Genomic DNA, 17591 nt, shown 5'->3' on the forward strand with positions numbered 1-17591 from the left:
CGATCAATTTCACGGGGGTTCCTTGGATGGCAAACCCGGGATTTTAGAATGCTGGTTTTCCCAAGCGCTGCCAAAGGCTTCCCACATGCACAAACTGGTACTGATCCGCCATGGCGAATCGACCTGGAATCTCGAAAACCGCTTCACCGGCTGGACCGACGTCGACCTGACCGAAACCGGCATCGAGCAGGCCAAGCAGGCCGGCCGGCTGCTCAAGGCCGAGGGCTACGATTTCGACGTGGCCTACACCAGCGTGCTCAAGCGCGCCACCCGCACGCTCTGGCACACGCTGGACGAGCTCGACCGCACCTGGCTGCCCGTGGTGCATTCGTGGCGCCTGAACGAGCGCCACTACGGCGGCCTGCAGGGCCTCAACAAGGCCGAAACCGCCAAGAAGTACGGCGACGAGCAGGTGCTGGTCTGGCGCCGCAGCTACAGCACCCCGCCGCCGCCGCTGGAAGCCGACGACCCGCGCAGCGAACGCAGCGACGTGCGCTACGCCAAGCTGTCGCCCGAGCAGATCCCGCTGACCGAATGCCTGAAGGACACGGTCGCGCGCGTGCTGCCGTTCTGGAACGAATCGATGGCCCCGGCCATCCGCGCCGGGCGCCGCCTGGTGGTTGCGGCGCACGGCAACTCGATCCGCGCGCTGGTCAAGTACCTCGACGGCATTTCCGACGACGCCATCGTCGGCCTGAACATTCCGAACGGCATCCCGCTGGTCTACGAGCTCGACGACGAACTCAAGCCGCTGCGGCACTACTACCTCGGCGACGCTGCAGCCGCCGAAAAGGCCGCCGCAGCTGTGGCCTCGCAGGGCAAGGGCTGAAGAAAGAAAACCCCTCGGCGGCGCTCCCCCGTGGAACCCCGGCAGGCAATTTGCTTCCAAGCTGTGTATATTGGTTCGACAGCCGACAAGGACAATCACTCATGATGGGTCAGAAACTGAAGATTACCGGCTGGGTTGCCGCCGGCGCCGTTGCCGGCGTCTTGACCACCGTCTCGTTGCAGACGGTTGCACGCGGTTCGCTCGCGCCGCTCCCGCTCGAAGAATTGCAGCAGCTCGCCGCGGTGTTCGGCATGGTCAAGAGCGACTATGTCGAGCCGGTCGACGAGAAAAAGCTCATTTCCGACGCCATCTCGGGGATGGTGGCTGGGCTCGACCCGCATTCCCAGTACTTCGACAAGAAGTCCTTCAAGGAATTCAGGGAAGGCACCACCGGCCGCTTCGTCGGCGTGGGCATCGAGATTTCCCAGGAAGACGGGCTCATCAAGGTGGTGTCGCCGATCGAGGGCTCGCCGGCCTTCCGCGCGGGCCTGAAGCCCAACGACCTGATCACCAAGATCGACGACACGGCCGTGCGCGGCCTGTCTCTCAACGAAGCCGTCAAGCGCATGCGCGGCGAGGCCAACACCAAGGTGCTGCTGACCATCTTCCGCAAGGACGAAAGCCGCACCTTCCCGGTCACGATCACGCGCGAGGAAATCCGTACCCAGTCGGTGCGCGGCAAGGTCATGGAGCCGGGCTACGGCTGGATCCGGCTGTCGCAGTTCCAGGAACGCACGGTCGACGACTTCGTGAAGAAGGTCGAGGACATCTACAAGGAAGATCCCAACCTCAAGGGCCTGGTGCTCGACCTGCGCAACGACCCGGGCGGCCTGCTCGACGCGGCCGTCGCCATCTCGGCCGCCTTCCTGCCCGAGAACGTCACCGTGGTGTCGACCGACGGTCAGCTGGCCGAGAGCAAGTCCGTCTACAAGGCGGCGCCCGAGTTCTACCAGCGCCGCTCCGGCAGCGACCCGCTGCGCAACCTGCCCGCGGCCCTCAAGACCGTGCCGCTGGTGGTGCTGGTGAACGAGGGCTCGGCCTCCGCGAGCGAAATCGTGGCCGGTGCGCTGCAGGACCACAAGCGCGCCACCATCATGGGCAGCCAGACCTTCGGCAAGGGCTCGGTGCAGACGGTGCGCCCGCTCGGACCGGACACGGGCCTGAAGATCACCACGGCGCGCTACTACACGCCGAGCGGTACCTCGATCCAGGCCAAGGGCATCGTGCCCAACGTGCTGATCGACGAAAGCGCCGAGGGCAGCCCCTTCGCCGCCCTGCGCATGCGCGAGGCCGACCTCGAGAAGCATTTGGCCAGCGGCCAGGGCCCTGAAACCAAGGACCCGGAACGCGAGAAGGCCCGCGACGAAGCCCGCAAGCGCCTCGAGGAAGAAGCCAAGAAGCCGCCGCAGGACCGCAAGGTGCCCGAATTCGGCACCGACAAGGACTTCCCGCTGATGCAGGCGCTCAACCGCCTCAAGGGCCAGCCGGTGCTGGTCAGCAAGACGCAGGTCATCGTCGACAACAAGGAAGAGAAGAAGGAAAACTGAAGCCGTTGAGGCGGGCCGAGGCGCGCATGGACGATCACGACCTGCTGCGCTACTCGCGCCACATTCTTCTCGAGGAGTTCGGCATCGACGGGCAGGCGCGCGTCGGTGCCGGTCGTGCGCTGGTGATCGGCGCGGGCGGCCTGGGGTCTCCGGTGGCGCTGTATCTCGCGGCCGCCGGCGTCGGGCACATCGCGCTGGTGGACGACGACGAGGTCGACCTCACCAACCTGCAGCGCCAGGTCGCCCATACGAACGACCGCGTGGGCCGGCTCAAGGTCGAATCGGCCGCCGAGGCCATGCGCGCCATCAATCCCGACATCGCCATCGAGACGCACGCCCTTCGTGCCGACGAGGCGCTGCTTTCACGCCTGGTCGAGGCCTCGGACGTGGTGGTCGACTGCTGCGACAACTTTGCCACCCGCCACGCGGTCAACCGCGCCTGCGTGGCGCATGGCAAGCCGCTGGTGGCGGGCGCCGCCATCCGCTTCGACGGCCAGCTGAGCGTGTACGACACGCGCGATGAAGCCTCGCCCTGCTATGCCTGCATCTTTCCGCCCGACGCGGCCTTCGAGGAAACGCTCTGCGCGGTGCTCGGCGTGTTCGGCCCGGTGGTGGGCACCATCGGCACGCTGCAGGCCAGCGAAGCGCTGAAGCTGCTCGCCGGCATCGGGCCGTCGCTGGCGGGCAAGCTCCTGATGTTCGACGGGCGGCGCACCGCATTCGATACGCTGAAGATTGCACGCGATCCGCATTGCAGCGTGTGCGCGCAGCGCGCGGGCGCCTGAGCGGGCGCCGTTCAGTCAGGGCTTCTTCGCGCCTTTCGCCTTGGCCGCGCCCACAGCTGCCGCGCCCGCACTGGGCTTTTGAGCCTCCGCCAGCACGCCCTTGCAATCCGCATCCTGGCCCGGACCGGTCTCGATGGTCGCGGCCAGCGCCAGCAGCGGATTGAGCGCGCCGAGCACCAGCGCGGCCAGGCCACGCTCGGCCAGCGGACCGGCCTGCACGCCGCCGGTGGGCGCGCCGAAGCTGCCGCCGATGACCAGCGGCGAGCGCAGCGACAGGATGCTCGCGTCCTTCGGCTCGGGCCGGACCACGAAATCGAGCTTTTCGGTCGCCAGGTTGGCCTGGCCAGTGGCGTAGAACACGGTGTCGGCCGTGTCGAGCACCATGCTGCGGCTGGTCATGACGCCCTTGTCGACGTCGAAGGCCATGGCGGCGCAGCGCAGCTCCACGTTCTGGTCGCCACGCAGCAGGAACTTGATGATCTCGGCGCCATCCAGCCCCATGAACTCCAGCAGCAGGTTGCTGAACCGCCCCCGCCCCGTGAGCGCGACCACGTCCCCGGAGGCGCCGCCGAGCCAGCTGGCCACCGAGTTGCCCCGGCCCGACAGGTTGATGCGGCCATCGAGCCTGCTGAAGCTGCTGCGCATGGTTTCGATCTTCGGGACCAGGCGGTTGAGCTGCATGTTGCGCAGGTCGAGCGAGGCGCGAATGTCCGCCGGGTTCTGGGTGGCATCGATGCGGATGGCGCCGGCCAGCTTGCCGCCGCCCACGCCGAGGTCGAGCGGGTCGAGCGCGAGCACGCCGTTGTTCAGCTTGATCTGCACGCTGCCGTGGTCGAGCGGCACGTCGCGCACGTTGCGGATGCGCTCGGCCGCGTACTTCACGTCGGCATTCATGGCGCGCAGGCGGTCGAAGTCGAGCGTCGCAGTGGGCAGCACCTTGGCGCCCGCTGCACGCTTCACCTGCTTGATGGTGGGAGGCGGCGCCACGCCTTCGACCGCCTTGGCCGAGCGCTCGGTGGGAGGCAGGCCGATGAGCGGGCCCAGGTCGTCCATGTCCATGACCTTGGAGCGCAGTTCCCCCGCCAGGTGCGGAACCTGGCCGGCCTTGTCGAAGCGCATGTCGCCGGCGATGTCCGAAAGGCCGAGCCTGCCCTTGAGTCCCGCCACCTCCCACAGCTTGCCGCTCTTGCGCAGGTCGCCGCTCAATGCATAGGGAGAGGTCTCGGGCAGCGCGATGCCCAGCAGCGGAAACAGGGCGCCAAGTGTCTGGCCCTTGAGATCGAACCTGGCCTGGATGCCGTCGAGGTCGGCAAGGTCGGTCACCGTGCCCGAGGCTTTCAGCCGCGTGTGGCCGGCCGCGCCATCGACCTCCAGCGGAAACGGCGGCTGGCCGGCCGCCCTGAGCTGCAGCACGTTGCCGGTGCGGCCCTCGGCGCTCAGCGGCTGGCCCTTGTAGCGGCCCTTGATGCGAAAGCTCAGGGGAAGCCTGCCGCGGCTGGTGTCGTAGCTCACGTCCGCATGCAGGTCCACTCCCAGGTGCTTGGCGAGGAAATCGACCGCGCCGCCGTCCACCTGCATCAGGCCGATGACGGGCACGGTGCCGGGATCCGAGGTGTCCTTGCCGAGCGCCCAGGTGCGGCGGCCGTCCGGCTCCACTTGCAGGCCCAGCGTGGGCGAGGAAAGCGCCAGGCGCGGGATCACGACCTTCTGCGTGATGAGGGGCCAGAGCCGGATGTCGAACTCGGCGCGCTCGGCCTTGACCAGATAGGGGTCGCGGGCCCAGGGCGGATTGGCAAACTCGATGCCGTCGGCCTTGACGGTGGCGCCGCGCAGGCCGATGCCCACATCGAGCCGGCGCGTGATCTCGAACTTGCGCCCGGTCTTCTCGCTGACGTAGCGATTGATGGGTTCGCGCAAGGTGTCCCACGGGAAGAACGCCAGCAGCGCCGCCAGTGCGGCAAGCAGCAGCACGAAAGCCGCAAGCAGCTTGAGCCAGAGCGGCCGGTTGCGAAGGACGTTCGTTGCCATGCCAACTGGATATATCCGATGCAGCGCGTCGCAGGTCGGCAATGGACCGCAGAAACCGTGAGGCATTGCCTACGGAACGGTCTCGCCGGCACCTTCGTCAGAACCCGCCTACAACACCCTTCCTCCGAACCTTGCATGATGCTCGTCGGTGGCGCCTCAAATTTCCGGTGTGCAGGCATTCGCCCGCAGGGCGTCGAAGACACCTGCCAACGTCTGAGGAAGCGCGGTTCGGCATGGAGACAAGATTGCAGACATACATCGTCGAAGACAACCTCACGATCCGTGAAAACCTCATTGGCACCCTGGAAGAACTTACCTGCACGACGGTGGTCGGCTTTGCCGAAACCGAAGCCCATGCGAGGCAGTGGCTGCACGACCACAGCGAAGAGTGGGACCTGGCGGTGGTCGATCTTTTCCTCAAGCAAGGCAGCGGCCTGGGCGTGCTCCAGGCCTGCACATCGCGCAGGGCGAACCAGAAAGTGGTGGTGCTCAGCAACTATGCAACGCCCGACATCCGGCGGCGATGCGCCGAGTTCGGCGTGGATGCGGTGTTCGACAAGTCGAACGAGATCGACGCCCTGGTCGACTTCTGCATCCTGCAGGCGGCGGCTCACCGCCCCACAGGCAGCCCCGGCTGAAGAGGAAGCCGCAACCGGCTGCCTCTCCCCCGACGACGACCGGTCGCTGCCGTCAATCGATCAGCTTGTTCTTCAGTGCGTAGTACGTGAGGTCGCTGTTGGAAGAGAGATTCATCTTCTCCATCAGGCGCGTGCGGTAGGTGCTGACGGTCTTCACCGACAGCGACAGCGTCTTGGCGATGTCGCCCGCGGTCTCGCCCTTGGCGAGCTTCAGGAACACCTGGAATTCTCTTTCCGACAACTGCTCGTGCGGTGCCGCGTCGTCCTTGCGGTCGAGCTGGCGCGCCAGCAATTCCGCGACGGCCGGCGTGATGTAGCGGCGGCCGAGCGAGATGGTGCGAATGGCGTTGACGATCTCGATCGGCTCGCACTCCTTGTTGAGATAGCCGCTCGCACCCTGGCGGATGAGATTCATCGCGTAGTGCTCTTCGGGGTAGCCGCTCAGGATGAGGATGCCCACGTCCGGCGCCTTGGCGCGGATCATGGCGAGCGCGTCGATGCCGCTCTGCCCCGGCATGGAAAGATCCATCACCAGCACGTCGAGTTCCGTGGTTCGCACGAGCTCGATGGCCTCGCGCCCGCTGGCGGCTTCGCCGGCCACGCGCAAGTCCACGTGTTCGGAAAAGAACTGCCTCAGGCCGGATCTGACGATGGCGTGGTCGTCCACAATTCCAATCTTGATCATCTGTTACTTTCTTCGTTGTGTCGCGTCTGTGGAAGCCGCGGCATGCCGGTCCCCTGGTTGTTGTCAATTATTCACGAACTTGTGTTGAAAGCACCTTCGAAAGTTTCATGCATTGGTTAGCCCCTCCAAAAATGGCCGTGAGCCTGCTGCTCGCGGCGCTGGCCGCGCTGGCCCTCGTTGGAATCAACGAGGCCGGCTACCGCCAGTCGAGCCGCGCCCTGGCAGACATCGACGCGGCGCTGAGGGTGCGCAGTACGCTCAACCAGATCCTGCAGAACATGCTCGATGCCGAAACCGGCCAGCGAGGCTACCTCCTGACCGGCGAAGCCAGCTACCGGCAACCCTACGACACGGCGGTCAAGCAGGTCGACGGCCACCTTGCGGCGTTACGCCAACTGTACGCCGAACGCCCGGCCGAGCGCACGCGGCTGGCGGAACTTTCGAAACACGTCCTGCGCAAGATCGCCGAAATGGACATGAGCGTGCGGCTGCGGCAGGACGGCAAGGAGGAGGCCTGGAAGTTCGTCATCACGACGGACGTGGGGCGCGAGGAAATGGATTCCATTCGCAAGACGGCTGGCGAATTGGCGGACATCAGCAGCGAAACCCTGCACCAAAGCCAGATCCAGGTGATGAAGTCGCTGCGGCTGGCGCGCATCGGTACCGCCATCGTGGCGCTTGCCGCGTTCATTGCCTTCTTCCTGTACCTGCGGCAGGCGCATGCGCTGCGCACCATCGGTGAGCGCCAGCAGGAAACGCTGCAGCGCGAGCGAAACGCGCTCGAAGACGAAGTGCGCGAACGCACCGCATCGCTGGCCGAACTGGCCACTCACCTGCAGGACGTGCGCGAAACCGAGCGCGGCTATCTCGCGCGGGAACTGCACGACGAGCTCGGCTCGCTGCTGACCGCCGCCAAGCTGGACGTGGCCCGCCTCAAGTCGCGGCTGCTGGAAGCGCCCGACGCAACCCAGCGGCTGCAGCACCTGACCGAGCTGCTCAACAGCGGCATCGCGCTCAAGCGGCGCATCATCGAGGACCTGCGGCCGTCGTCGCTGTCGAACCTCGGGCTGGTCGCGTCGCTCGAGATCCTCGGGCGCGAGTTCGCCGAGCGCTCGGGCATCCAGGTCCAGATGGCGCTCGAGGCGGTGGCCATGGACGAGTCGCGCCAGCTCACGATCTACCGGATGGTGCAGGAGAGCCTGACCAACATCGGCAAATACGCCGAGGCCAGCGAAGCGACGATCGTCCTGAAGAACTACGAAAACCACGCGGTCGTGGAAGTGGCCGACAACGGAAAGGGCTTCGACCCCCAGCGCATCCGTCCGTCGACGCACGGCCTGGCCGGCATGCGTCACCGGGTCGAGGCGGCCCGCGGCAAGCTCACGATCTCGTCGACCCCGGGCCGGGGAACCCGCGTGAGCGCCATGCTGCCCATCGCGAAGCCGCTCTGAGCGCATGCCGCACCCCTGCGGTATTCCTGCGGATCGGCGCGCAAGGAACTCGGCCATCTCCTACGCTCCCCGCGCCCAGTCGCTGACAGCCCCTCGCAGGGGGGTCCACTTAAGGTTGTCCACCTGCCGTTCATTTCCTCTTGAGCGAGCAATTTCCAAACAACGAACGAGCGAAGCCTCGAAGGAGTCCACATGTTGTATTACGCAGTGGTGTTTCTGGTCATTGCGCTGATCGCCGCCGTGTTCGGCTTCGGCGGCATCGCAGCCAGCGCGGTAGGGATCGCGAAGATCCTTTTCGTGATCTTCGCCGTGCTTGCCATCGCCAGTTTCCTGGCCGGCTTGCTACGACGCAAGTAGCGTAGGTACGATCCACAGGCTCCCGCAATTCATCTCTCCGGAAAGGAAAATTCATGAACACGACCAAGACTCCCTCGCAAATTGCCGACGAGGCCCGCCAGACCGCCAACGATGCGGTGGAAACGACCCGGGCCTATGCACAGAACGCGGTGAATGCGGCCGGCGAGAAGGTCCGCGAATTGCGCCGCGACGCGGAACCCGCGGTCGAACAGCTGGCCGCACGCGTGCAGCAGGCAGTGCAGCGCGGCCTCGATGCCGCCTCCACCACCAGCGCGCGCGCACAGCGCCGGCTGGAACAGGCGGCCGACGTCACCGGACGCTATATCTCCGACCAGCCCGTGCGCTCGGTGCTGATTGCAGCCGCAGCCGGCGCCGCGATCACCGCCCTCATCGTGCTGGCCAGCCGCAACCGCCGGGACGACTATTGATCTGATCCGCTGAAGGCACGCACGCAGTTCCACCCGTTCCGCGCACCATGCTTCATCCGATTTTTTCCACGGTGCTCGGGCATCCGGAACTCATCGCCGACCACGCCGCCAACTACGCGGCACTGGTAAGACAGGAGGCCTCGGAAGCGGGGCGCGGGATCGTTGCCCGCATCGTGGCGGGCGTGCTGGCGGTTGGCAGCGCCCTGCTGGCCCTGGGACTCATCGGTGTGGCCGTGCTCATGGGCGTGCTCCACGGCAGCTTCCACTGGGTGCTGGTGGCGGTGCCCGGCGTTGCGCTGGTGATCGCCGCGATCTGCGCCTGGATGGCCGCCCGGCCGTTCCCCGGCTATGGATTCGACGATCTGCGCGCCCAGGTCGAGGCCGACCTCAGGGCATTGCACGAAGCAGGAGATCGCCATGAGCGCAGATGAGCGCAGTTTCCTGACGCCGCAGGAGCGGCTGGCCATCTCGCGCCGTGCGCTCGTCAGGCAGCTGAACGGCGAGGACGAGCCGGAGGACGGCTACCGCGGCAGGCGCCGCGCAGCGCGGGAACATCCGGCAGGGATGCACGCCGCCGGCGAGCCCATGGACCGTGAGCCCTCGGCGCGCGGCCGCAATCAATGGACATCGATGGCGCGCAGCATGACCGAGCGCTGGTGGCGCCGCCATCCGGCCCATGCGGTGGGCCAGCTCGCGCGCCCCGTGCTCGAGCACTATGCCCGCAAGGAACCCGCCAAGCTCATGGCGCTGGCGGCGGCCACAGGGGCGGTGATCGTGCTGACCAAGCCGTGGCGCCTGCTCTCCTTCACGGCGGTGCTGGCGGCTGTGCTCAAGACATCCGACGTGGCTGACGTCGTCAACACGTTGATGCAGAAAAACACCAGCCCACGAAAGGATTCTCCATGAATGCCAATGCTTCCACCACCACGGGCGCGGCACGACATCAGCGCCTGGTGCTCGACGAACAGGCCATCGGCGCTGCGGCCAAGAGCCTCGACGAAGGTGCGGTCACGCCGAGCTACGGCCCCTGGCGCGACGATGTCCTCAAGCTGCTGAACGACGCGCTGGCCACCGAGCTGGTCTGCGTGCTGCGCTACAAGCGCCACTACTTCACCGCCAACGGCGTGTCGTCGCCGAAGATCGCCGAAGAATTCCTGGTGCACGCCAACGCAGAGTCGGGCCATGCCGACCGCATTGCGGAGCGCATCGTGCAACTGGGCGGAGAGCCGGACTTCGATCCAACGCACCTGCTCGATCGCAGCCACGCGAGCTACGACGAGTCCACCGAACTGCAGGCCATGGTGCGCGCCAATCTCGTGGCCGAGCGCATCGCCGTGGAAACCTATCGGCAGATGATCGCGCTGATCGGCGACAAGGACCCGACCACCCGGCGCATGCTGGAAGACATTCTTTCCGACGAGGAAGAGCACGCGGACGAGCTCAAGGACTGGCTCGGCCACTGAGTGCCGATCTCTGGGGGCCGAAAGCAGCCCTCTCTCCCAGCAAAAAGCCCGGACGAACCGGGCTTTTTGCTGGGCAAGGGAAACGGTCAGCTTCTGACCTCGAGCTGGTTGTTCACCGAGGTCACGCCCTGCACGCCCTTGGCGATTTCCTCGGCGCGCGCCTTGGCTGCCGCCGTGGGTGCGGGGCCCTTCAGGCTCACGACGCCGCCCTTGGTGTCGACGTCGATCTTGATCGCACTCAGGTCCGGGTCCTTGGCAAGGCCCGCGGACACCGACGCGGTGATCGCGGCGTCGTCCACCGTGGCGCTCACGGCCGCGCCGGCGTTCTTTGCGGCATCCTTCACCTCCGCAGCGGTGCCGGAGGCGTCGACCTTCGCCTTCGCATCCTTGAGGGCCTCCGCGGTCTTGGCGGCGGCCGTGTCAGCTGCCTTCTCGGTCTTTTCGATGGCGCTGTCCAGCTTCTCGCCCGCCGTGCGGTTGCCCGCGTTGTCGCACGCGGCGAGGGTCAGCGCGGCGCCGGCCAGCAGCACGGCGAGCCATGCGCGCGAAGACGGCATCGTGATGGTTGTTTGACGAATATTGTTCATTTGAAATCCTCCAGTCGCTCGCAGGGAGCAGGGAAAGGCGTGGTCCGAAGGGGCCACGGCTCACTCTAGCTTTCGGACCGCGCAGGCCGGGATGGCCAGCGGCGCGAAACCCTGTAGGACGGAAGGGTCAAGCCGTGACGATCCAGCCTTCGAGCGGATCGAGCTGCTCCGGCAAGCCGTAGCCCGGACCGGGCGTGGAAGCGCGCTGCGCGCCCCAGGCGGCCTGCACGAGGCAAAGCACCGCATCGATGTGGTCGCCGCGGGCGTCGCCCAGCAGCTCGGCGCGCTGGGCGCCACTGAACGCCAGCCGCAGGCCGAGCCGCGTGGTGCCGGCTTCGAGCGCCGCCAGCAAGTCGGTGCGCGCGGCCAGCCGCTCGGGCGTCTGCTTCGCGGATTCGTCGCTCTTGTAGCTGCGGCGGCCGATCAGCTCGCGCGCGAGCAGCCCCGGATAGGCCTCCAGCGCAACGCGGTTGCCGTTGCTGCCGATGTGCAGCCCCGGCAGGCTCGCGCCCGCGTCCAGCAGCGGCGGCACGCCCGCATGGAGCATGAAAGCCACGGGCGGATTGACCCATTTCATCGACGTGCTCGAACCCGCGGGCCCGTCGGTCGTCCGGTGCGCGAACTTGCCGCCGGCCGGGCGGGCAGCGCAGAAGGCCGCGAAGGTGGCGCGGATCTCGGCGCGGCCAAGGCCCGCATAGTGGCTCATGAGCGCATTCCACTCTCGCGGCCATTGCAGATGCTCCACCAGCTCGCGCGGCAGTCCGAACGGAAAATCGAAGCCGCCGATCCATGCGGGTTCGCTGCGCAGCCACCCGGCCCAGGCATCGAGCGCCGTGAAGCGCTGCAGGCCCGCCAGCACCAGTTCGCCCGCATCGCCGCTGGTGCTGCCGCTGGTGCTGCCGCTGGCCACGACGATCGGCTTGCGCACCGTGGGTGCACAAGAGAAATCGCAGCCGAACAGCAGCGCCAGGCTCATCGTCACCCCAGCGCGAGCGCGACCACGCCGGCCGCAATGAAGCCGGCGCCCAGCAGCCGCAACAGGCGGTCGCCCTCGCGCAGCAGGTGGCCGCCGATCAGCGCCGCGAACAGCATCGAGACCTCGCGCGCCGGCGCAACATGCGAAATGGGCGCCTGCTGCACCGCATAGAGCACAAGCACGTAGGAGACCGGGCTGATCGCCGCCACCAGCAGTGCGTACTTCCACTGCGCGCGCCACATCCGCGCGGTGGCGGCGCGGTCGTGCAGCGCCGCGGGCAGCAGCAGGCCCACGCGCACGAAATTGCTGAAGTAGTCGAGCAGGATCGGCGACATCGCCAGGAACTTCACGGCATAGCTGTCGGCCACCGTGTAGGCCGCGATGAAGGCGCCGGTCAGCACGCCGTAGCGGATGCCCTTGTGTACCCGCGCGCGCTGGGCAGGATCATGCGTCTTGCGCCAGAGGCCCGGGCCGCCCGCCACCAGGAACACGCCGAGCACCACGCCCGCGATGCCCGCCACACCCACCAGGCTGATGCGCTCGCCAAGGAACAGGATCGCGACCAGCGACGACAGCAGCGGGCCCGAGCCGCGCGCGAGCGGATAGACCACGGTGAGATCCGACTTGCGGTAGCCGCGCAGCAAGATGACGTAGTAGAAGACGTGCAGTACGCCGCTCAGCGCGACGAAGCCCCACTCCCGCAAGCCCCAGCCCGGCACCACGCGCCAGCCCAGCGCAATGCCCACGGGCGCCCAGACGATGGCCATGAACACGCCGCTCTGGAATGCGAAGCGTGCGTCGCCATTCGCCTTCTTGGCGGCGATGTTCCAGCTGGCATGAACGATCCCCGCAAGCAGGATCAGCGCAAAGGCGGAAAGCGGCACCCCGGAAGAACGGGGCTCAATGGCGCCCGACGATGGCGGCTGTGGCCATCAGCTCTTCGAGCAGCGCGAGCGAGACCTTGCCCGACACCGCGTAGGGATTGAGCTCGGGCTTTTCCGAGTACTTGAGCAGCGTCGAGGCATTGAGCTTGGAGAGGTTGACCTGCCCCATGGTCCAGCCGCCGAAGCGGCGCTCGGAGATTTCCTCGTAGTGCAGCAGCACCACGTCCTTGTGGCGCGCATCGCGCTGGATGTGGCCGTAGAGCTCGCTGATGGCCGTGCGCCCGCCCTCGATGGCCTGCAGGAAGGTGCCCGCGCCATAGCAAAGAATCCCGGTGATGCCGCAGGCCGTGTTGTGCGTGCGCGATTGCGCAAGGATGGCTTCGACGGCCTCGGGGCTGGTATCGACCGCGCGGCTGGCGTAGAGAAGTCGGACCAGCATGTTCAGCTCCTTCGGGGCAGCAGGGAAAGGAATTCGCGGCGCAGGCTCGGGTCCTTCAGGAACACGCCGCGCATGACGGAATTGATCATCTTGCTGTCCATTTCCTTCACGCCGCGCCAGGCCATGCAGAAATGCTCGGCTTCCATCACGAGCGCGAGGCCGTCGGGCTGCGTCTTTTCCTGGATCAGGTCGGCCAGCTGCACCACCGCCTCTTCCTGGATCTGCGGGCGGCCCATGACCCATTCGGCCAGGCGCGCGTACTTCGACAGGCCGATGACGTTGGTGTGCTCGTTGGGCATGATGCCGATCCACAGCTTGCCGATGATCGGGCAGAAGTGGTGCGAGCAGGCGCTGCGCACGGTGATCGGGCCGACGATCATCAGCTCGTTGAGGTGCTCGGCGTTCGGGAATTCGGTGAGCGAAGGCGGCGCCACGTAACGGCCCTTGAACACTTCGTTCAGGTACATCTTGGCCACGCGGCGCGCGGTGTTGCCGGTGTTGTGATCGTTCTCGAGGTCGATCACCAAGCTCTCGAGCACGCCCTTCATCTTGACCTCGACCTCGTCGAGCAAGGACTCGAGCTCGCCGGGTTCGATGAACTCGGCGATGTTGTCGTTGGCATTGAAGCGCCTGCGCGCGGCGGTCAGCCGCTCGCGGATCTTCACCGAGACAGGCGTGCCCTCGTCGTCGTTGTTGCCATCAGGGCGCGGTTCCACGTCGGTTTTCCTCAGCATCCGCGCATGGTATCAGCGAACGCATTCCGGCCGGGGCCGGCAGGGAACACCGCGCACGCGCCATTCATGCCAGCGCGAAATCGGCCACCAGCGGCAGGTGGTCGGACATGCGCGCCCAGATCGGGCCGCGCGGCACCGAACAGGCCACGGGTTCGAGCTGGCGCCCGTAGACGAAATCGAGCTGCGCCACCGGCAGGCGCGAAGGGTAAGTGAGGGTTCGCGGCCCGCGCAGGTCGCTGGTGTCGCGCAGGCCCATGGCGTTCATGGCGTAGCGCATGCGTGCGCCCCAGTCGTTGAAGTCGCCGGCAACGACCACCGCCTCGCCGGCCGGCACCTCGCGCTCGATGAACTCGCGCAGCCGCGCAACCTGCCGCACGCGGCTGCCCTTGATGAGCCCCAGGTGCACCACGATGGCATGCACCGGCCGGCCCTCCACCTCGATGACGACATGCAGCAGGCCGCGCTGCTCGAAGCGGTGGTCGGAAATGTCCTGGTGGCCGGTGTGGATCACCGGCCAGCGGGTCAGGAGCGCATTGCCGTGCTCGCCGTGGCGCGTGATGGCGTTGGTCTCGTAGACGGCGGTATAGCCCTCGGGCGCGAGGAAATCCGCCTGCGGAAGCTCGGGCCAGCGCTCGAAGCGGAGCGCGGCCTGCCGGTTCATCTTGCGCACTTCCTGCAGGCAGACGATATCGGCATCGAGCTGCTCGATGGCATGCCCCAGGTTGTGGATCTCCAGGCGCCGGGCCAGCCCGATGCCCTGCACACCCTTGTGGATGTTGTAGGTAGCCACCCGAAGGTTGTATGCCGGCAGGTTCATCGCGCAAATTCTGGCAGCAACAGAATGGCTTCGGCGTTCGACGGGGAAAAGCACGCATCGGCCGCCTCGCGGTAGGGCAGCCACTTCCAGTGGGTGTGCTCGCGCGGCGCCAGCGCGGGCACCACGCGCTCGGGCACGCACAGGCCGAACAGATGCTCGGTGTTGTGCGTCACGCCAGGCGCATAGCGCGAGCGCCAGCGCGGATAGATCTCGTAGACGTTGCGCAACTGCCAGTCGACCAGTTGCGACGCGAGCGGGCTGCCCTCCCCGCACTGGATGCCGGTTTCCTCGGCCACCTCGCGCGCCGCGGTGAGCAGCAGCGGTTCGTCGGCCAGGTCCTTGCTGCCGGTGACGGACTGCCAGAAGTCTTCGGCATCGGCGCGGCGGATCAGCAGCACCTCGAGCGCCGGCGTATGGATGACGACCAGCACCGACTCCGGAATCTTCCAGGGCCGGGCGCTGGCGGTCATGGGCGCATCAGGCAGGTTGCTGCTGGACGTTGCGCAGCCGGATGTGCAGCTCGCGCAACTGCTTCTCGTCGACCGGGCTCGGTGCCTGCGTGAGCAGGTCCTGCGCGCGCTGGGTCTTGGGGAAGGCGATCACGTCGCGGATCGACTCGGCGCCGGTCATGAGCATGACCAGGCGGTCCAGGCCGATGGCGATGCCGCCGTGCGGCGGGGCGCCGTACTGCAGCGCGTCGAGCAGGAAGCCGAACTTGAGCTGCGCGTCCTCGGCACTGATCTTGAGCGCGCGGAACACCTTGCTCTGCACTTCCTCGCGGTGGATACGCACCGAGCCGCCGCCCATCTCGATGCCGTTGAGCACCATGTCGTAGGCCTTGGCAATGCACTTCTCGGGCGCGGTGTCCATGAGGTCTTCATGGCCGTCCTTCGGTGCGGTGAACGGATGGTGCACGGCGCTCCAGCGCTGGCCTTCCTCGTCGAACTCGAACATCGGAAAGTCGACCACCCACAGCGGCGCCCAGCGGTCGTCGAACAGGCCGGCCTTCTTGCCGAAGGTGCTGTGGCCGATCTTCACGCGCAGCGCGCCGATGGCGTCGTTGACGACCTTTTCCTTGTCGGCACCGAAGAACAGGATGTCGCCGTTGCGCGCACCCGTGCGGGCGATGATCTCGGCCAGCGCCGCATCGTCGAGGTTCTTGACGATCGGGCTCTGCAGACCTTCGCGGCCGGCCGCGGCATCGTTGACCTTGATGTAGGCCAGGCCCTTGGCGCCGTAGATCTTGACGAACTCCTGGTAGGCGTCGATCTCGCCCCGCGAGAGCCCGCCTTCGGCGCCGCCGCCCGGCACGCGCAGTGCGACCACGCGGCCGCCCTTCATGGTGGCGGCGTTCGAGAACACCTTGAACTCGACGCGCTTCATGAGCTCGGTGAGCTCGGTGAACTCGAGCTTCACGCGCAGGTCGGGCTTGTCCGAGCCGTACTTGAACATCGCGTCGCCGTACGTCATGGTCGGGAACACCGGCAGGTCGATGCCCGCAGCGTTGCGGAACACGTTGCGGATCATGCCCTCGAACATTTCGCGGATCTCTTCCTCGGCGAGGAACGAGGTCTCGATGTCGATCTGCGTGAATTCGGGCTGGCGGTCGGCGCGCAGATCTTCGTCGCGGAAGCACTTCACGATCTGGTAATAGCGGTCGTAGCCGGCCACCATCAGCAGTTGCTTGAAGAGCTGGGGCGACTGCGGCAGCGCGAAGAAGCTGCCGTCGTGCACGCGGCTGGGCACGAGGTAGTCGCGCGCGCCTTCGGGCGTGGACTTGCCGAGCATCGGGGTTTCGATGTCGATGAAGCCGTTGGCGTCGAGGAACTTGCGCGTTTCCATCGTCACCTTGTAGCGCAGCATCATGTTGCGCTGCATGGCCGGGCGGCGCAGATCGAGCACGCGGTGCGTGAGGCGCGTGGTTTCCGACAGGTTGTCGTCGTCCAGCAGGAACGGCGGCGTGACTGACGGATTCAGCACCTTGAGCTCATGGCACAGCACTTCGATCTTGCCGCTCTTGAGCTGGTCGTTGGTGGTGCCTTCGGGGCGGGCGCGCACCAGGCCGGTGACCTGCACGCAGAACTCGTTGCGCAGGTTCTCGGCCACGGCGAAGGTGGCGGCGCGATCGGGGTCGCACACCACCTGCACGTAGCCTTCCCGGTCGCGCACGTCGATGAAGATCACGCCGCCATGGTCGCGGCGGCGGTTGACCCAGCCGCACAGGGTGACGGTTTGGCCCATCAGGGCTTCGGTCACAAGACCGCAATAGTGAGTACGCATGGCCATATCTTGGATTCCGGCGCCGCGAAGGCGCGTTTTACTTGTTCGCGATGGACGAGGGGCCGCCGGGGACGACCACCCCCATCGAGACGATGTACTTGAGCGCTTCGTCCACGCTCATCTTGAGTTCGATGCAGTCGCTGCGCCTGAGCATCACGAAATAACCGCCCGTGGGATTGGGCGTGGTCGGCACGTAGACGCTGAGGTAGTCGCCACCGCCCAGGTGCTCGACCACGTCGCTGCCGGGCATGCCGGTCACGAAGGCGATGGTCCAGACTCCCTCGCGGGGCCACTGCACCAGCACCGCCGTGCGGAAGGCGTTGCCATTCTCGGAGAACAGCGTGTCGGACACCTGCTTGACGCTGGAATAGATCGAGCGCACGACCGGAATGCGCCGCACCACGGCGTCGCCCCATCCGAGCAGGCGCTTGCCCACGAAATTGCTCGCAATGGCACCCACGCCCAGCAGGATGGCCAGCGTGAGCAGCACGCCGAGCCCGCGCACGTTGTTGTCGTGCAGCCATGCCTGCCAGACTGCCGGCAGCACCCAGAGCGTCTGGTCCAGCGTGTCGATGATCCACTTCAGCACCGCCAGGGTGATGAACAGCGGAACGATCACCAGCAAGCCGGAGAACAGCCATTTGCGCAGGGCGAGCATGGGGC

21 protein-coding genes are annotated in these 17591 nt (G+C 66.6%); 10 read left to right on the forward strand and 11 right to left on the reverse strand.

Features of this window, described 5'->3' with window-relative positions:
• The first annotated feature begins 85 nt into the window (after positions 1 to 85).
• The 3 genes from gpmA (at position 86) to EJO66_RS05045 (ending at position 3161) form a co-directional block, all read left to right on the forward strand.
• Positions 86 to 829, forward strand: coding sequence for a 2,3-diphosphoglycerate-dependent phosphoglycerate mutase (gene gpmA, locus EJO66_RS05035; protein ID WP_124956632.1), 744 nt, complete (start codon positions 86 to 88; stop codon positions 827 to 829).
• Between the two features lie 104 nt (positions 830 to 933).
• Positions 934 to 2376, forward strand: a complete 1443-nt coding sequence (locus EJO66_RS05040; RefSeq protein WP_124956796.1) for a S41 family peptidase — start codon at positions 934 to 936, stop codon at positions 2374 to 2376.
• Between the two features lie 26 nt (positions 2377 to 2402).
• The gene (locus EJO66_RS05045; RefSeq protein ID WP_124956634.1) at positions 2403 to 3161 is read left to right on the forward strand and encodes a HesA/MoeB/ThiF family protein; all 759 of its coding nucleotides are present in this window, start codon (positions 2403 to 2405) and stop codon (positions 3159 to 3161) included.
• 15 nt (positions 3162 to 3176) lie between these two features.
• Here EJO66_RS05045 and EJO66_RS05050 read toward each other — a convergent pair whose 3' ends face one another.
• Positions 3177 to 5189, reverse strand: coding sequence for an AsmA family protein (locus EJO66_RS05050; protein ID WP_124956636.1), 2013 nt, complete (start codon positions 5187 to 5189; stop codon positions 3177 to 3179).
• A gap of 233 nt (positions 5190 to 5422) precedes the next feature.
• Here EJO66_RS05050 and EJO66_RS05055 point away from each other — a divergent pair, with 233 nt between their 5' ends.
• Complete coding sequence (locus EJO66_RS05055; protein ID WP_124956638.1) at positions 5423 to 5827, forward strand: response regulator; 405 nt, start codon at positions 5423 to 5425, stop codon at positions 5825 to 5827.
• Between the two features lie 52 nt (positions 5828 to 5879).
• On the opposite strand, the gene EJO66_RS05060 is transcribed toward EJO66_RS05055, so the two are convergent.
• Complete coding sequence (locus EJO66_RS05060; protein WP_021008787.1) at positions 5880 to 6512, reverse strand: response regulator; 633 nt, start codon at positions 6510 to 6512, stop codon at positions 5880 to 5882.
• Positions 6513 to 6643: 131 nt separating this feature from the next.
• Here EJO66_RS05060 and EJO66_RS05065 point away from each other — a divergent pair, with 131 nt between their 5' ends.
• From EJO66_RS05065 to EJO66_RS05090, 6 genes are all read left to right on the forward strand, one after another.
• Entirely contained in the window at positions 6644 to 7963 is a 1320-nt protein-coding gene (locus tag EJO66_RS05065) for a CHASE3 domain-containing protein (RefSeq protein ID WP_124956640.1), read from the forward strand.
• A gap of 192 nt (positions 7964 to 8155) precedes the next feature.
• Positions 8156 to 8320: a DUF1328 domain-containing protein gene (locus tag EJO66_RS05070; RefSeq protein WP_015866884.1), complete on the forward strand. Its 165-nt coding sequence runs from the start codon at positions 8156 to 8158 to the stop codon at positions 8318 to 8320.
• Positions 8321 to 8373: 53 nt separating this feature from the next.
• Positions 8374 to 8748: a hypothetical protein gene (locus EJO66_RS05075; protein ID WP_124956642.1), complete on the forward strand. Its 375-nt coding sequence runs from the start codon at positions 8374 to 8376 to the stop codon at positions 8746 to 8748.
• Between the two features lie 47 nt (positions 8749 to 8795).
• Entirely contained in the window at positions 8796 to 9179 is a 384-nt protein-coding gene (locus EJO66_RS05080) for a TMEM134/230 family protein (protein WP_124956644.1), read from the forward strand.
• Positions 9166 to 9654 (forward strand): hypothetical protein, encoded by a 489-nt coding sequence (locus tag EJO66_RS05085; protein WP_124956646.1) that lies wholly within the window; start codon positions 9166 to 9168, stop codon positions 9652 to 9654. Before EJO66_RS05080 ends, EJO66_RS05085 begins: the two co-directional genes overlap by 14 nt.
• Positions 9651 to 10211: a ferritin-like domain-containing protein gene (locus EJO66_RS05090; protein ID WP_124956648.1), complete on the forward strand. Its 561-nt coding sequence runs from the start codon at positions 9651 to 9653 to the stop codon at positions 10209 to 10211. The genes EJO66_RS05085 and EJO66_RS05090 overlap by 4 nt, the downstream gene beginning before the upstream one ends.
• An 86-nt stretch (positions 10212 to 10297) precedes the next feature.
• Here the strand turns inward: EJO66_RS05090 and EJO66_RS05095 are convergent, their stop codons facing one another.
• From EJO66_RS05095 to EJO66_RS05135, 9 genes are all read right to left on the reverse strand, one after another.
• The gene (locus EJO66_RS05095; protein ID WP_124956650.1) at positions 10298 to 10798 is read right to left on the reverse strand and encodes a BON domain-containing protein; all 501 of its coding nucleotides are present in this window, start codon (positions 10796 to 10798) and stop codon (positions 10298 to 10300) included.
• Between the two features lie 127 nt (positions 10799 to 10925).
• Entirely contained in the window at positions 10926 to 11774 is an 849-nt protein-coding gene (locus EJO66_RS05100) for a DUF429 domain-containing protein (protein ID WP_124956652.1), read from the reverse strand.
• Positions 11775 to 11776: 2 nt separating this feature from the next.
• Complete coding sequence (locus tag EJO66_RS05105; protein WP_124956654.1) at positions 11777 to 12658, reverse strand: DMT family transporter; 882 nt, start codon at positions 12656 to 12658, stop codon at positions 11777 to 11779.
• Between the two features lie 16 nt (positions 12659 to 12674).
• Entirely contained in the window at positions 12675 to 13097 is a 423-nt protein-coding gene (locus EJO66_RS05110; protein WP_021008796.1) for a BLUF domain-containing protein, read from the reverse strand.
• Between the two features lie 2 nt (positions 13098 to 13099).
• Entirely contained in the window at positions 13100 to 13831 is a 732-nt protein-coding gene (gene folE, locus EJO66_RS05115; protein ID WP_015866893.1) for a GTP cyclohydrolase I, read from the reverse strand.
• Positions 13832 to 13895: 64 nt separating this feature from the next.
• Entirely contained in the window at positions 13896 to 14648 is a 753-nt protein-coding gene (locus EJO66_RS05120) for an endonuclease/exonuclease/phosphatase family protein (RefSeq protein ID WP_124956656.1), read from the reverse strand.
• Positions 14645 to 15118: a dihydroneopterin triphosphate diphosphatase gene (gene nudB / locus EJO66_RS05125; protein ID WP_124956658.1), complete on the reverse strand. Its 474-nt coding sequence runs from the start codon at positions 15116 to 15118 to the stop codon at positions 14645 to 14647. Before nudB ends, EJO66_RS05120 begins: the two co-directional genes overlap by 4 nt.
• Positions 15119 to 15125: 7 nt before the next feature.
• Positions 15126 to 16934, reverse strand: a complete 1809-nt coding sequence (gene aspS, locus EJO66_RS05130; RefSeq protein WP_124956660.1) for an aspartate--tRNA ligase — start codon at positions 16932 to 16934, stop codon at positions 15126 to 15128.
• Positions 16935 to 16965: 31 nt separating this feature from the next.
• The gene (locus EJO66_RS05135) at positions 16966 to 17586 is read right to left on the reverse strand and encodes a DUF502 domain-containing protein (protein WP_124956662.1); all 621 of its coding nucleotides are present in this window, start codon (positions 17584 to 17586) and stop codon (positions 16966 to 16968) included.
• Positions 17587 to 17591 lie beyond the last annotated feature (5 nt).

It is taken from the genome of Variovorax beijingensis (genome assembly GCF_003951285.1).
Lineage (GTDB): Bacteria > Pseudomonadota > Gammaproteobacteria > Burkholderiales > Burkholderiaceae_C > Variovorax > Variovorax beijingensis.